Source organism: Salinarimonas soli, from assembly GCF_008386575.1.
Classification (GTDB): Bacteria; Pseudomonadota; Alphaproteobacteria; order Rhizobiales; family Beijerinckiaceae; genus Salinarimonas_A; species Salinarimonas_A soli.
Genome location: NZ_VUOA01000011.1, coordinates 21,203 through 35,774 on the forward strand (window position 1 = coordinate 21,203; position 14,572 = coordinate 35,774).

At 71.7% G+C, this 14,572-nt stretch carries 14 protein-coding genes; 10 read left to right on the forward strand and 4 right to left on the reverse strand.

Annotation, left to right across the window (positions count from 1 at the left end; all coding sequences use genetic code 11):
- Nucleotides 1–150: 150 nt before the first annotated feature.
- Genes F0L46_RS05450 through F0L46_RS05465 form a run of 4 tightly spaced genes read left to right on the forward strand, consistent with a single transcriptional unit; the run spans nt 151 to nt 4,162 of the window.
- Entirely contained in the window at nt 151–1,128 is a 978-nt protein-coding gene (locus F0L46_RS05450; RefSeq protein WP_149816042.1) for an ABC transporter permease, read from the forward strand.
- Between the two features lie 6 nt (nt 1,129–1,134).
- A complete protein-coding gene (locus tag F0L46_RS05455) occupies nt 1,135–2,082 on the forward strand; it encodes an ABC transporter permease (RefSeq protein WP_149816043.1) in 948 nt (315 codons plus the stop codon).
- A gap of 11 nt (nt 2,083–2,093) precedes the next feature.
- Complete coding sequence (locus tag F0L46_RS05460) at nt 2,094–3,083, forward strand: ABC transporter ATP-binding protein (RefSeq protein ID WP_149816044.1); 990 nt, start codon at nt 2,094–2,096, stop codon at nt 3,081–3,083.
- A 32-nt stretch (nt 3,084–3,115) separates the two neighbouring features.
- A complete protein-coding gene (locus tag F0L46_RS05465; protein WP_149816045.1) occupies nt 3,116–4,162 on the forward strand; it encodes an ABC transporter ATP-binding protein in 1,047 nt (348 codons plus the stop codon).
- Nucleotides 4,163–4,201: 39 nt separating this feature from the next.
- Here F0L46_RS05465 and F0L46_RS05470 read toward each other — a convergent pair whose 3' ends face one another.
- On the reverse strand, nt 4,202–4,762 hold the full coding sequence (locus F0L46_RS05470; RefSeq protein ID WP_188311865.1) for a D-Ala-D-Ala carboxypeptidase family metallohydrolase: 561 nt from the start codon (nt 4,760–4,762) through the stop codon (nt 4,202–4,204).
- A 335-nt stretch (nt 4,763–5,097) separates the two neighbouring features.
- On the opposite strand from F0L46_RS05470, the gene F0L46_RS05475 reads away from it, so the two are divergent.
- The 3 genes from F0L46_RS05475 (at nt 5,098) to F0L46_RS05485 (ending at nt 7,485) form a co-directional block, all read left to right on the forward strand.
- Nucleotides 5,098–5,547, forward strand: coding sequence for a DUF4112 domain-containing protein (locus F0L46_RS05475; protein WP_240539880.1), 450 nt, complete (start codon nt 5,098–5,100; stop codon nt 5,545–5,547).
- A complete protein-coding gene (locus F0L46_RS05480) occupies nt 5,544–5,978 on the forward strand; it encodes a hypothetical protein (protein ID WP_149816048.1) in 435 nt (144 codons plus the stop codon). Before F0L46_RS05475 ends, F0L46_RS05480 begins: the two co-directional genes overlap by 4 nt.
- A gap of 103 nt (nt 5,979–6,081) precedes the next feature.
- Nucleotides 6,082–7,485, forward strand: a complete 1,404-nt coding sequence (locus F0L46_RS05485) for an MATE family efflux transporter (RefSeq protein ID WP_149816049.1) — start codon at nt 6,082–6,084, stop codon at nt 7,483–7,485.
- 301 nt (nt 7,486–7,786) lie between these two features.
- Here the strand turns inward: F0L46_RS05485 and F0L46_RS05490 are convergent, their stop codons facing one another.
- Nucleotides 7,787–9,382 (reverse strand): alpha-amylase family glycosyl hydrolase, encoded by a 1,596-nt coding sequence (locus F0L46_RS05490; protein ID WP_149816050.1) that lies wholly within the window; start codon nt 9,380–9,382, stop codon nt 7,787–7,789.
- A 125-nt stretch (nt 9,383–9,507) separates the two neighbouring features.
- Here F0L46_RS05490 and F0L46_RS05495 point away from each other — a divergent pair, with 125 nt between their 5' ends.
- Nucleotides 9,508–10,686, forward strand: a complete 1,179-nt coding sequence (locus F0L46_RS05495; RefSeq protein WP_149816051.1) for an NAD(P)/FAD-dependent oxidoreductase — start codon at nt 9,508–9,510, stop codon at nt 10,684–10,686.
- Nucleotides 10,687–10,783: 97 nt separating this feature from the next.
- Complete coding sequence (locus F0L46_RS05500) at nt 10,784–11,068, forward strand: hypothetical protein (protein WP_149816052.1); 285 nt, start codon at nt 10,784–10,786, stop codon at nt 11,066–11,068.
- A gap of 26 nt (nt 11,069–11,094) precedes the next feature.
- On the opposite strand, the gene F0L46_RS05505 is transcribed toward F0L46_RS05500, so the two are convergent.
- Nucleotides 11,095–11,850, reverse strand: coding sequence for a helix-hairpin-helix domain-containing protein (locus tag F0L46_RS05505; protein WP_240539881.1), 756 nt, complete (start codon nt 11,848–11,850; stop codon nt 11,095–11,097).
- 173 nt (nt 11,851–12,023) lie between these two features.
- Between F0L46_RS05505 and F0L46_RS05510 the strand changes: the two genes are divergently transcribed.
- A complete protein-coding gene (locus F0L46_RS05510; RefSeq protein ID WP_149816053.1) occupies nt 12,024–12,968 on the forward strand; it encodes an acetamidase/formamidase family protein in 945 nt (314 codons plus the stop codon).
- Between the two features lie 210 nt (nt 12,969–13,178).
- On the opposite strand, the gene F0L46_RS05515 is transcribed toward F0L46_RS05510, so the two are convergent.
- Nucleotides 13,179–14,351, reverse strand: a complete 1,173-nt coding sequence (locus F0L46_RS05515; protein WP_149816054.1) for a bifunctional 2-C-methyl-D-erythritol 4-phosphate cytidylyltransferase/2-C-methyl-D-erythritol 2,4-cyclodiphosphate synthase — start codon at nt 14,349–14,351, stop codon at nt 13,179–13,181.
- Between the last annotated feature and the right edge of the window lie 221 nt (nt 14,352–14,572).

Genomic DNA, 14,572 nt, shown 5'->3' on the forward strand with positions numbered 1-14,572 from the left:
CGGAGCTGGCGGGGACGCAGGGAGAACGCACGCTCGTACAGCCCCCGTCTGGGCTGGCCGCGGGTGGCGTCCCGACCCCCACCCCTAACCCCTCCCCGCAAGGGGGAGGGGAACGACGATCCACCGCCAAGAACCCCGAAGGCGCGCCCGATGCTCGTCTACCTGATCCGACGCCTCAGCCAGTCGCTGCTCGTGGTCGCCGTGATGGCTACCCTCGTGTTCCTTGCCGTCTACGCGGTGGGCAACCCGGTGGACATCCTCGCCAACCCCGACGCGGACCAGCAGGAGCGGGCGGCGATCACCGCGCGCCTCGGCCTCGACCGGCCGCTCTACGAGCAGTTCGGCGTGTTCATCTGGAACGCGCTCCACGGCGACCTCGGCCGCTCCTTCGTCTACAACGCGCCTGCCGTGGACGTGATCCTGGAGCGCCTGCCGGCCACCATGGAGCTCGCGCTGGTGGGCCTCGTGTTCTCGATCCTCATCGGCATTCCCTTGGGCGTCCTGGCGGGCCTCAAGCCTGAGAGCTGGTTCGGCCGCACCATCATGTCGGGCTCGATCCTCGGCTTCTCGCTGCCGAACTTCTGGATCGGCCTCATGCTGATCCTGCTGTTTGCCGTGGAGCTGAAGCTCCTGCCCGCGAGCGGGCGCGGGCCCACCGCCTCGGTGCTCGGCTTCAAGACGGCCATGTTCACCTGGGAGGGGCTCAAGCACCTCATCCTGCCCGCCGTCACGCTCGCCCTCTACAAGGCGGCCCTCGTGGTGCGCGTCGCGCAGGCCGGCACCCGTGAGGTGATGCTCCAGGACTATATCCGCTTCGCCCGCGCCAAGGGCCTGTCGCCCCTGCGCATCGTGGGCGTGCACGTGCTCAAGAACATGATGATCCCCGTCGTGACGGTGCTGGGCCTCGAGCTCGGCTCCATGATCGCCTTCGCGGTCGTGACCGAGTCCGTCTTCGCCTATCCCGGGATGGGCAAGCTCCTCATCGACTCCATCAACCGCCTCGACCGGCCGATCATCGTCGCCTACCTCATGATGACCGTGGTGATCTTCGTGGTCATCAACCTCGTCGTCGATCTCCTCTACGCCGCCATCGACCCGCGCGTGCGGCTGTCCGACGCGAAAGGCTGACCCGCCATGTCCGACATCGCCCCCGCCACCGATCTCGCCCCCGAGGCCGCCCGCGCCGCGCCGCCCGCCCCCCTCGACCGCGGCGAGAGCCTGCTGCGCCGGCACGCGGCCACCTTCCTGCGCAGCCCCTCCGCCGTCGTCGGGCTCGTGGTGCTCGTGCTCGCGGTGCTCGGCTCCCTCGCAGCCCCCTGGATCGCGCCGCAGAACCCCTACGACCTCACCCAGCTCGACATCATGGACAACATGCTGGCGCCGGGCGAGCGGCTCGCGGGCGGCACGGTGGCCTATCTCGGCACCGACAACCAGGGCCGGGACATGCTCTCGGCGATCCTCTACGGGCTTCGCATCTCGCTCGGCGTCGCGGCCGCCGCCACGATCATCGCCTCCATCGTCGGCGCGTCGGTGGGCGTGCTCGCGGCCTATGTGGGCGGGCGGGTCGAGTCCTTCGTCATGCGGGTCGTCGACCTCCAGCTCTCCTTCCCGGCGATCCTCGTGGCCCTGGTGCTGCTCGCCGTGTTCGGGCGGGGCATCGACAAGGTGATCCTCGCTCTCGTCGTGGTGAAATGGGCCTATTACGCCCGCACCGTGCGCGGCAGCGCGCTCGTCGAGAAGCGGCGCGAATATATCGAGGCGGCGCGCTGCCTCGCGCTGCCGCGCTGGCGCGTGGTGTTCCGCCACCTCCTGCCCAACTGCCTGCCGCCCCTCATCGTGGTGGCGACCGTGCAGGTGGCGAACGCCATCGCGCTCGAATCCACCCTCTCCTTCCTCGGCGTGGGCGTGCCCGTCACCGAGCCCTCCCTCGGCATGCTCATCGCCACGGGCTACCAGTACCTCCTCTCGGGCAAGTACTGGATCTCGACCTTCCCCGGCGTGGCGCTCGTCGTGGTGATCGTCGCCATCAACCTCGTCGGCGACCGGCTGCGCGACGTGCTCAACCCGCGCCTCTCGAAGTGAAGGACCCCGCGATGGCCATCCCGGTTCTGGACGTCGACAACCTCGTCGTTTCCTTCGGCACCCGCGAGGGCGAGCTGACCGCCGTGAACGGCGTCACCTTCCAGGTCCACGCGGGCGAGGTGCTGGGGCTGGTGGGCGAGTCCGGCTCGGGCAAGTCCGTGACGGGGCTTGCCGTCATGGGCCTCATCGACGCGCCGGGCCGCATCGCCTCGGGCTCGATCAAGCTGCTCGGCGAGGAGCTCGTGGGCCGCTCGGAGCGGGAGCTGCGCGCCATCCGCGGCAAGCGGATCGCCATGATCTTCCAGGACCCGATGACCACCCTGAACCCGGTGCTGCGCATCGACACGCAGATGATCGAGGCGATCCGGGCGCACGAATCCGTCTCCGAGAAGGCGGCCCGCGACCGGGCGCGCCAGGCCCTGGCGCAGGTGGGCATCCCCTCCCCCGAGGAGCGGCTCAACGCCTATCCGCACCAGTTCTCCGGCGGCATGCGCCAGCGCGTCGCGATCGCGACCGCGCTCCTCAACCGCCCCGCCGTCCTCGTCGCCGACGAGCCCACCACCGCGCTCGACGTGACGATCCAGGCGCAGATCCTCGCCGAGGTGCAGACGCTCGCCGCCGATCACGGCACCGCCATGGTCTGGATCACGCACGACCTCTCCGTGGTGGCGGGCCTCGCCGACCGGATCGCCGTGATGTATTCGGGCCGCATCGTCGAGACCGGGCCCGTGGAGGGCGTGCTCGACGCGCCGATCCACCCCTATACCAACGGCCTCATCGGCTCCGTGCCGAGCCGCAACCGGCGCGGCGTGCCGCTCGCCCAGATCCCCGGCATGGCGCCATCCCTCGCACGCGTGCCGCCGGGCTGCCCATTCAACCCGCGCTGCGCGCGCGCCACCGCCACCTGCCGGGCCGACATGCCAGGCCCGACCCTATACGAGGGCGACCGCATGGCCCGCTGCCACCATCCGGTGCCCGCGCCCGAATCCGCCGCCGCGTGATCCGGCCCGCCCCCCTCTCCGACGAGCCCCCGATGACCCCTCCGATCCTCACCCTCGAGACCGTCTCGAAGCGCTTCGTCAAGCCGCTCGACGCCGCCGAGAAGGTGGCGAACCTCTTTGGCGCCGGCCTGCGGGCGCAGGTGGTGCGCGCCGTCGACGACGTGAACCTCACCATCGCCGAGGGCGAGGTGGTGGGCCTTGTCGGCGAGTCGGGCTGCGGCAAGTCCACCCTCGGCCGGGTGATCTCCGGCATCATGGACCCGAGCGAGGGCCGCGTGCTCTATCGCGGCGCGGACGTGGCGCGCATGGGGGGGAAGGAGCGCCGGGCCACGGATCTCGCCGTGCAGATGATCTTCCAGGACCCGATGGCCTCGCTCAACCCGCGCCTGCGGGTGATCGACATCATCGGCGAGGCGCCCGTGGTGCACGGGCTCGTCGAGGCCCGGGACAAGGAGGCCTATGTTGCCGAGATCATGGGCCGCGTCGGCCTCGACGCCTCGACGCGCCCGCGCTACCCGCACCAGTTCTCGGGGGGCCAGCGCGCCCGCATCGGCATCGCCCGGGCGCTCGCCGTGAAGCCGCAGGTGCTGGTCTGCGATGAATCGACCGCCGCGCTCGACGTCTCGATCCAGGCGCAGGTGCTCAACCTCTTCATGAAGCTGCGCCACGAGCTGAACCTCACTTACGTCTTCGTGAGCCATGATCTGGGCGTCGTGGAGCACATCTCCGACCGCGTCGCCGTGATGTATCTCGGGCGTATCGTGGAGCTCAGCCCCACGGACGAGCTCTTCCGCGCCCCCAACCACCCCTACACCCAGGCCCTCCTCGACGAGGTGCCGCGCCTGGTCGCGAAGAAGCGCAAGTTCTCCTCTCTCAAGGGCGAGATCCCCTCTCCCCTCGACCCGCCGTCGGGCTGCCACTTCCACCCGCGCTGCCCCCACGCCTTCGCCCGCTGCAAGGTGGACCGCCCCGCCCTCAAGGAGATCGCGCCGGGCCGCTTCTCCGCCTGCCACCTCAACGAGGAAGCCCCCGCCCGCCCCGGCCGCGCGACGGCGGACGGCGCGGTGCTGGCGTCTTGAGGGCGGAGCCGCTTCGCGGCAGCTGAGTCCTGGCCCCCTTCACCACCGCCGCCGCTCGCCGTCGTCGATGTGGATGATGCCGTTGCGATAGGCCTTCAGCCCGCCGACCTCGGGGCGGGAGCGCAGATACGCCATCAGCCCCGCCGTGCGGGCGCGAACGCGGAAGTCGATGGCGCGGCAGGCGATGTGGAGGGAGTTGGGTGCGCCGCCCTTGCGCCGGTTCACCGAGCGCGGACGGTGGGTGGATTCCAGGGTCACAGGGCCGAAGCGGGCCGTGACGTCGGCGAGCACCGCCTTGAGGTCGCCGGGCAGGCAGCGGGTGGGCGTGCCGTCGCGCACGAGGATCGCGCCCTTCGCCACCCCGCCGGCGAAGCCGTCGATCGAGGGTTGGGCGATGGAGCCCGTGGTGGGCGGCTCCTCGGCCGCCGCGACCTCGATCCACCGCGCGCTGTCCTCCGCCCGTGCCTTGCCGCCGAGCATCATCCAGCTTGCCGTCATCGCAGCCCCCATCACGAGGCTCAGGCGGAGCCAGGCCAGCCAGATCTGCGGGAGCGTCCGGCGGCGGCGTTGGAGCCGGCGCGCGAGGGCGGGTCGAAGCATCGGGGTACACCTTTCACGCTGAGCACCCCCAAAGGCGCGGGCGCGACCGTTGACCGGCCGTCGGGATGGGCCGCGCGGAGGGCTCCGGGCGGCGATGTCGAACGGGAGGCCGGCGCGGGGGCCGGCCCTTGCGGGAAAGCTTCGCCGTACGAACGCCATCCCTCGCGTTTCGTTCACGCAAAGCGCGGCTTTGTCGGCATCATCGTTAAAATCGGCGCTCCCGGAGGCCCCGCGGCGGGGAGCTGCGCGGCCCTTGCAGGGGGGTGCGCCCGGGGCCACATCAGGGGGGACGCGATGCGCTTTCGCAGGGTGCGGGCGCCGCGCCGGAGATGCTGATGCCCAGGGTTCATCCCACGCCTGTTTTCGACGCCATCAAGGCCGCCGGCCCGACGCGCGCCGATGCGGTGATGCGCATCTCGACGATCGCGCGGCTGATGGACAGCGCCGTCACCATCCCGGGGACGAACCGCACCGTCGGCATCGACGCCGTGCTCGGCCTCGTGCCCGTGGTGGGCGACCTCGTCTCGGCCGCGCTGTCGAGCTACATCATCTGGGAGGCGCGCCAGCTCGGCCTGCCGGCCTGGAAGATCGCCCGCATGGTCGGCAACGTCGCGGTGGACACCGCGATCGGCGCCGTGCCCTTCGTGGGCGACCTGTTCGACGTGGCGTTCAAGGCCAACATGCGCAACCTGCGCATCGTCGTCGACCACCTCGAGGGAACCGGCCAGATGCGCCCGCAGGTCATCGACGGCGAGGCGGTGAGGCTCGACGAGAGGCGGCGGTGAGGCGAGCGGTTCTGGCCCTGGCCTGGACCGCCGTCGCGGTCTGGTCCCTCCTGGCGTGGGGCGCCTACGGGCTTCTCGACTTCGTCGGCGGTCTTGCCGCCGGCGGAGTGGGCTCCATCGCGGTCGATCCGACGGCCGGCGCGGCGGTGGCCTGGGTGGTCAACGCCGTGAAGGGTTTGGGCCTGTTCGCGATCCTCGCGATCTGGGGTTTCGTCTCCGTGGTGATCCTCGCCTTCGGCTGGATCCTCTCCCGCGCGGTGGGCGGCGCCGGCCGCGTGGACGTGAGCTATTACCAGGGCTACCGGACGGTGCACCCGCCGCAGGCCTATCCGCCGACGGGCTATCCCCATGCCCCGGACGGCATGCGCGACGTGACCCCGCGCCAGCCGCCCACAGCTCCCGACCGCCTCGGCGGCCCGCGGCGCGACTGAGCGGGCCGTGCACGCGAGCGCGTGTGCGTTCCGTCACCCCGGGCATCCCTCCCCTGCGTCATCCCGGGTGCCAAACGCCCCCGGACGGGGCTAAACAGCCCCCATGCTCCAATCGACGAACCCTGCGCCCGTGCATCCGTGGCGGGCGGAGGCTGGCGCCACCTTCGCGCTGGCCTGGCCGCTGATCCTCACGAACCTCGCCCAGCACGGCCTCAACACTGTGGACGTTGTGCTACTCGGCTGGCTCGACGCCGAGGCGCTCGCGGCGGGCGCGCTCGCCCACAGCCTCTATTTCGCGGTGATGATCTTCGGCATCGGCCTCGTCACGGCGACGGCGCCGATGATGGCGCAGGAACTCGGCGCCCGGCGCCATTCCGTGCGCGACATCCGCCGCACCGTACGCCAGGGCTGCTGGATCGCCGTCGCGTTCTCGATCCCCGCCTGGCTCGTGCTCTGGAACGGCGAGGCGCTGCTCCTCCTGTTCGGCCAGGAGCGCGGGCTCGCCGCGCAGGCGGGCGCTTACTTGCGCATCCTGCAATGGGGGCTCCTGCCGTTCCTGATCTATCTCGTGCTGCGCAGCTACGTGGCGGCGCTGGGGCGCCCGGGCTTCGCGCTCGCGGTCTGCGCCGCCGCGCTCCCCGTCAATGCCGTCCTCGCCTGGGGGCTGATCTTCGGGCGTCTCGGCCTGCCCCGGCTCGGCCTCATCGGGGCGGGGCTCGCGACCGCGATCGTCTGCTGCCTCATGGCGGTGGGCCTCGCCCTCCTGATCCTGCGCGACCGGCGCATGCGCCGCTACCGGCTCTTCGGCCGCTTCTGGCGCGCCGATCCGGTGCGCTTCATGCGCCTTCTGCGGCTCGGCATCCCCATTGGCGCGACGCTCGCCTTCGAGGTGACGATCTTCAACGCCGCAGCCCTGGTGATGGGCACCTTGAGCACGGCGGAGCTCGCCGCCCACACCATCGCGCTCCAGATCGCGGCGCTCTCCTTCATGGTGCCCATGGGGCTCGGCCAGGCGGTGACGATCCGGGTCGGCCACGCGGTCGGGCGCGGCGACCCGGCCGGCGTGGCGCGGGCGGGCTGGACGGCCTTCACGCTGGGCACGGGCTTCATGACCTTCATGGCGCTCGTCATGGTGGCGGTGCCCGGCGCCCTCGTCGGCGCCTTCCTCGACGCCACGAACCCCGCAAACGCCCCCGTCATCGGCTACGCCCTCACCTTCCTGATGTTCGCGGCGCTCTTCCAGGTGGCCGACGGGGCGCAAGCGGTCGGCGCCGGCATGCTGCGCGGCTTGGGCGACACCCGGGTGCCGATGCTTTACGCGGCCCTGGGCTATTGGGGCGTCGGCGCGCCGCTCGGCGTGGCGCTCGCCTATGGGACGGCGCTCCGCGGCAGCGGGGTGTGGATCGGGCTTGCGAGCGGGCTCGCGGTGGTGGCCGTGCTCATGCTGGTGCGCTGGACGCGCCGCACCGATCTGGGGCTCGTGGAGCGGCGGCTCGTGACGGCGTAGGGCGGCGGGTGGGGGCGCGTCTCCCATCTTCCGACCTCGTCCCCCGCCTTCGCAGGGGCAGGCTCTGAGGTGCACTGCGAAGCAGGGCCTCGGGGGGCGCTCCAGGGATCTCCGGACGGCTGTGGCAGGCGTAGCGCGTGCTTCGAGGCTCGCTCCGCTCGCGCCTCAGCATGAGGGGGTGGGAGGTCGCTGGATCAGCGTGGTACCCCCTCACCCCCGGCCCCTCTCCCCATGGGAGAGGGGGGTCGCTCCGGACATCATCGGAGGGACTTCTGATCCCACCCGTCCCCTCGTCCATCCTTCAGCCGCGCACCTCCAGGACAAGCCCCTCGTCCCCCCGCAGCTCCACCCCGGCGCCGGTCACCTCACCCTCCCGGTCGAGGCCCGTCGACAGGAGCACGGCGAAGCGGGCGCCCTCGCCGCCGAGACCCACGCGCGCCGGCTCCGGGCCGAGATTGAGCGCCACGACGATCCGCGTCTCCCCGTGACGCCTCGCGAAAGCGAGCACCGAGCCCTCCGCCTCGATCGGCTCGTAGTCGCCGGTCGCGAGCGCGGGCGTGGCACGGCGCAGGGCGATGAGGCGGCGGTGGAGGGCGAGGATCGAGGTCGGGTCGTCGGCAAGGCGCGCCACGTTGCGGGTCGCGTGATCGGGCCCGAGCGGGAGCCAGGGCTCTCCGGTCGTGAAGCCGGCGCCCGGCCCCGCGTCCCATTGCATGGGGGTGCGCACGGGGTCGCGGCCGAGGCCGAGGCCGGGCTCGTTGCGCTCCCAAGGGTCCTGCACGGCCTCGGACGGGATCTCCACATGGGCCATGCCGATCTCGTCGCCGTAATAGAGGGTCGGCGTGCCGCGAAGCGTGAGGAGCAGCATCGCCGCGACCCGCGCCTGCGCCGCCCCGACCCGGGTCGCGATGCGGGGCCGGTCGTGGTTGCCGAGCACCCAGTTGGGCCAGCCGCCGGGCGGCAGCGCCGCCTCGTATTCGCGGATCATGTCGGCGATGGCGCGGGCGTTCCAGGCGGTCTCCAGGAGCTGGAAGTTGAAGGGCAGATGCGCCCCGCCGCCGTCCCGCCCGTAATAGGTGACGAGGCGTTCCACCGGCAGGTAGATCTCGCCGATGAGCACGCGCTCGGGGTAGGCGTCGAGCACCTGCCGCATTTCCGCGATGACCTCGTGCACCTCGGGCTGGTCCGCCGAATGGAGCTGGAGGAGCCGGCTCGCCTCCGCCTGGTGCGGCTGGTAGCCCGGGTTCGGCGGGTTGTCCCGCAGGGCCTTGTCCTTGATCATGAGCCAGATCACGTCGACCCGGAACCCGTCCACGCCCCGGTCGAGCCAGAAGCGGAGCGCGTCATACATGGCGGCGCGGACCTCCGGGTTGCGCCAGTTGAGGTCGGGCTGCTCGCGCAGGAAGCTGTGGAGATAGAACTGGCCCGTGGCCTCGTCGAACGTCCAGGACGGGCCGCCGAAATGCGAGATCCAGTTGTTGGGCGGCGAGCCGTCAGGCTGCGGATCCCGCCAGATGTACCAGTCGCGCTTGGGGCTGTGGCGCGACGACCGGCTCTCGAGGAACCAGGGATGCCGGTCGGAGGAGTGGTTGGGCACGAAGTCGAGGATGACCTTGAGGCCCCGCCCGTGCGCGTCCGCGACCAGGCGGTCGAAGTCGGCGAGCGTCCCGAACATCGGCTCGATGCCCGTGTAGTCCGCCACGTCGTAGCCGAAATCGGCCATGGGCGAGGTGAAGATCGGCGAGATCCAGATCGCGTCGACGCCCAAGTCCGCCACATGGTCGAGACGCTGGCGGATGCCCTCCAGGTCGCCGATGCCGTCGCCGTTCGTGTCCTGGTACGAGCGCGGATAGATCTGGTAGACGATCCCGCGCTTCCACCACACCACGTCCCGCATGCCCGGCTCCCCCTCGATGTCGCGGGACGACGTGCGGCGCGCGGCGAAGGTTCCCGGGGCCGGGGCCCTTTACATTTCCCCGCCGCCCGGCACATGAGCGCGGGGCTGGGGTGGAGTTTGAAGCGATGAACGCGCCGATCGTGATCGTCGGAGCCGGGCAGACGGCGGCGCAGGCCGCGGCGAGCCTGCGCCAGGGGGGCTTCGACGGCGGTCTCGTGATCGTCGGCGACGAGCCGCACCCGCCCTACCAGCGCCCGCCCCTCTCCAAGAAGCACCTCGCCGGCAGCTTTGCGGGCGAGCGCCTGGGGCTCAAGGCGGAGACGTTCTACACCGAGGCCCGGATCGATCTGCGGCTCGGCGCGACGGCGCGCGCGATCGACCCGCGCGAGCGGCGCCTGGGGCTCGCCGACGGCACCCGGCTCGCCTATTCGCGGCTTCTCCTCGCCACGGGATCGCGCCCCCGGGCGCTCGCCCTCCCCGGCGCCGGGCTGGGGGGCGTCCACCGCCTGCGCACCCGCGCCGACGTCGCGCGGTTCCAGGGCGAGCTGCGGCCGGGTGCCCGGCTCGCCATCGTCGGCGGGGGCTATATCGGCCTCGAGGTGGCGGCCACGGCCCGCGAGCTCGGCCTTGCCGTCACCGTGATCGAGGCCGCCGATCGGCTCCTAAGCCGCGTGGTGTCGCCCGTGGTCTCCCGCTTCTTTCACGATCTCCACCTCACCCACGGGGTCGCGATCCGCACCGGAGCGGGCGTGGAGGCGCTGGAAGGGGACGAACGGGTCACGGGCGTTCGCCTCTCGACCGGCGAGACGCTTGGCGCCGACATGGTGCTCGTCGCGACGGGCGGCCTGCCCAACGCGGAGCTTGCGGCGGAGGCGGGCCTTGCGGTCGAGGACGGCATCCTCGTGGACGAGGCCTGCCGAACCTCTGCGCCCGGCATCTTCGCCGCGGGCGACGTGGCGCGCTTCCCGAGCCGCCGCTACGGCCGCCGCATCCGCCTCGAATCGGTGCAGAACGCCGTCGACGGGGCCAAGGCCGCGGCGGCCGCGATGCTCGGCGAGAGCCCGCTCTACGATCCGGTGCCCTGGTTCTGGTCGGATCAGTACGACGCCAAGCTCCAAATCGCCGGTCTCTCGACGGGCTACACCCACGCCGAGGTCGAGGGAGACCCCGCCTCGGGCTCCTTCGCGGTGGCCTACCGGGACGGCGGGCGCCTGCTCGCGGTCGATGCCGTCAACTGGCCCCGCCGCCACATGGAGGCGCGACGGGCGCTCGCCGAGGAGCCGCCGATAGCCGTCGCGCCATGACCCTACGGCCAAGCCGTGGTGCGCTGCGAGACTGCCGCCTCCCGTGCGGGCTCGACTTTGGTATGATGCGGGCAATCAACAAACAGGAGGATTCGTCATGACGCTCCGGCATGCGCCGCTGTCGCCCGGCGAGGACCACGACGCCCTCACGGGCGAGGTCCAGACCGCCCTGGCGGTTCTCGCCGACATCGAAACCCGCTTCGCCATCGACCGGGAGCGCCTCGACCGCTGGGCCGGCCCGGACGCCGTGAAGGCCCATCTCGTGAGCGACCTGCACCGCCGGCGCGAGGCCGAGCGCGGGCCCGTGATGCGGCGCCTCAGCGATCTTCAGGCAAGCCTGCGCCGGGCCATGTCGGCCCGCTCGCCCCTGAGCATCCACTGAAGGAGAAGCGAGGCCGCGGGCCTCGCTCAGCGCACGACGATCTGGCCCTTGATCCGCTCGTAGGTGGAGCGATTCACAACCCGCTTGCGCACGAGATCCTCGGTCGAGGCATAGGGGCGCTTGCGGACGATGGCGCGGCCGATGAGGCCGGCGCCGCGCAGGGAGTTCAGCTCGTCGAGGGAGCCTTTGTTGAGGTCGACGCCCTTCGCGGCCGCCTTGCGGGGCGCCTCCTCGGGCTCGGTGCGGGCCGCCAGCTTCGTGCGCACCGGCGCCTTCTCAGGCGTGACCGTGCCCGTGGTCTCGGGCGCCTCGACGGCGGCGCGCTTCGGTTGCTTGGCCTCCGGCACCACGGCCTTGGGCTCGGCGCCCGCGAAGGCGAGCGCGGCGGGCGGAAGCGGCTCGTCCTTCGGCAGCGGCACCACGATGTCGGGACCGGCGGAGGCGAGGACGACGGGCGGACGCGGGGCCTCGGCGTTCACGGCGGGGAGCGGCAGGGGCGCCGCGGCGGGGGGCGGGGCCTGAGGCGTCGCCTGGGCCGTCTCGACGGGGGCTGGCGAGGCGCGCCGGGCCAGCATGCTCGGCGGCGGGGGGACGGGGGCCGGGCGGACCACGGCGCTGCGGGGAGCGCCGATGGCGGGGCTCGAGGCCGGGCTTCCGAAGGGCCAGACCTGCCAGAGCAGGCCCGCAAGGCCGACCGTGGAGGCCAGCACGAGGGCTCGGATCAGGGGGCGCACCGGGCTTCGCGGATGAAGCCGGGACGGGTTGAGATCGCCTTGACGCATGACAGACCCTCAGGCTGACGCAGGGTAACCCTATCCGGTAAAGGCCGTATGTGGCGATGGCGTGGCAAGATCCCCAAGGAGGATGGCTGTCCCGGGATTGTTCCAAACCACCCCGTTGACAGGGCGCCGCACCCTTGCGACCCCTCGGGACCTGTCCACGAAGGAGAGCATGCATGGCCCTGCATCGCGTCGACGCTGCGCCCGAGACCGTCCACTGGGGCTATTTCGATGCCGGCCTCCCGCCGGTCCTGACGGTCGAGTCCGGCGACACCGTCACGCTCTCCACCGTGTCGGGCGGCCCCGACATGATGCCTGCGAACGGTCTCTCCATCCCCCCTGCTCTTTCGGCGATCCACGCCGCCATGACCCCGAAGCTGCCAGGCCACATCTGCACCGGCCCTGTGGCCGTGCGCGGCGCCCGGCCGGGCGCGGTTCTCGAGGTGCGCATCAAGGAGATCGAGCTCCACTACGACTGGGGCTTCACCTATTCGGCACCCCAGCGCGGCGCCCTGCCCGATGATTTCGAGGCGTTCCACGTCATGCACCTGCCCCTCGACCGGGAGCGCAACGTGGGCCGCCTCCCCTGGGGGCTCGAGATCGAGCTAAAACCCTTCTTCGGCGTGATGGCGGTGGCGCCGCCCCCGTCCTGGGGCGCGCTATCGACCCTGCCGCCGCGGCGCAACGGCGGCAACCTCGACAACAAGGAGCTCGTCGCCGGCACCACGCTCTACCTGCCGATCCACGCCGAGGGCGCGCTCTTCTCGGTGGGCGACGGCCACGGCGTGCAGGGCGACGGCGAGGTCTGCGTGACCGCCATCGAGACGGGGCTCATCGGGACGTTCGAGCTCGTGGTGCGCGACGACATGAGCCTCGTCTGGCCCATGGCGGAGACGCCGACCCACGTGATCACCATGGCCTTCGACCCTACCCTCGACGCCTGCGTCACCACGGCCCTGCGCCTGATGCTCGACCTCATCGAGGCCCGCACCGGCCTCACCCGCCAGGAAGCCTACGCCCTATGCAGCCTCGCCGCCGACCTGCGCATCACGCAGGTGGTCAACGGCAACAAGGGGGTGCACGTGATGCTGGAGAAGCGGATGCTGCGGGGGCGGGATTAGTCGAGCCGCTGCGCGGCGACTTTATGCGAGGCTGGATCCCGGATCTGCAATCCGCTTCGCCTGCGGCTGCGCTCCTCTTGTCCGGGAAAGTGGTGGAGGGTGACCCAGAGGTCTCCAGAACCTCTACGCCACTTTCCCGGACAAGCCTCGCGTAGCGAGGCGCAGATCCGGGACCCAGCGCAAGAAGGCGCCGCGAAGCGGCCCCGCCCCCTACCCCGGCACCATCAAGGTCGCGCTCGCCATCGCGGCGATGCCCTCGCCGCGGCCCGTGAAGCCGAGGCGCTCGGTGGTGGTGGCCTTCACCGAGACGCGGTCGACCGGCACGGCGCAGATGGCGGCGATGCGGGCGCGGATGGGCTCGCGCAAGGGGCCGACCTTCGGGGCCTCGCAGATGATCGTGAGGTCGAGAAAGCCGATCTCGGCCCCCCGCGCCCACGCGCGCTCGGCCGCGAAGGCGAGGAAGCGGTCGGAGGAGGCGCCCTTCCATTGCGGGTCGGAGGGCGGGAAATGGGTGCCGATGTCGCCGTCGGCGAGGGCGCCGAGGATCGCGTCTGTGAGGGCGTGCAGCGCCACGTCCGCGTCCGAATGGCCGATGAGGCCGCGCCCGAAGGGCACCCGCACGCCCCCGAGCCAGAGATGGTCGCCCTCGCCGAAGGCATGGACGTCGAAGCCGGAGCCGACGCGGGTCATGAGGGTCCGCCCGGGGTTCAGGCGGCGCTCGGCGGCCTCGATGTCGCCGGGCTCGGTGATCTTCATGTTCGTGGCCTCGCCCTCGAAGACGTGCACGTCGTGGCCGTAATGGCGGACGAGGCCGCCGTCGTCGGTGAAGTCCGGCAGGCCCTCGGCCGCCGCGCGGGCGTGGCAGGAGGCCAGCAGGTCGGTTCGGAAGGCCTGCGGCGTCTGGACGGCGCGAAGCCCGGAGCGGGGCAGCGCGCCCGCGACCCGGCCGTCGGCAAGCGGCACGATTGTGTCGGTCACGGGCACGCCGGGGATCGCGGCCCCGTGCTGGCGCGCGGCCTGCGCCGCCCGTGCGATGAGGGCCGGCGAGACGAACGGCCGGGCGGCGTCGTGGACGAGGACGAAGCCCGCCCCGAGCGCCGCCGCTGCCTCGACGCCCGCGCGCACGGAGCCCTGGCGCGTCTCGGCACCCATGACGGGTGGGTGGAGCTTGGCCGCATCGCATCCCGCCGCCGCTTCCTCGTAGAGCGACAGGTCGTCGGGATGGATCACCGTGACGACATGGTCGATAGCGGGGTGCTCCAGGAAAGAGTCCAGGGTGCGCGCCAGGATCATCCGCCCGTCGAGGGGGCGGTATTGCTTCGCCACACCGCCGCCGGCGCGCTGTCCGCGTCCAGCCGCGACAATAACGGCGCACATCTGCATGGGAGATCGTTCGGATGACTTGAGGCTTGCTCAAGCGGGGTGAGTTGCCGGCCACGGTTGATCGCAGCGCGAAACCTTTCTACAGACCTGCGACATTCGTGTGAACCCCTTGCGCGCTGGAACGAGCGCCCAATTCTCTATACATGACGTTGCGGCGCCCCGGCGCCACGACCAGGAGCCCCGGCCTATGGACACCCCGCGCCTTCTTGACGGCATCGATG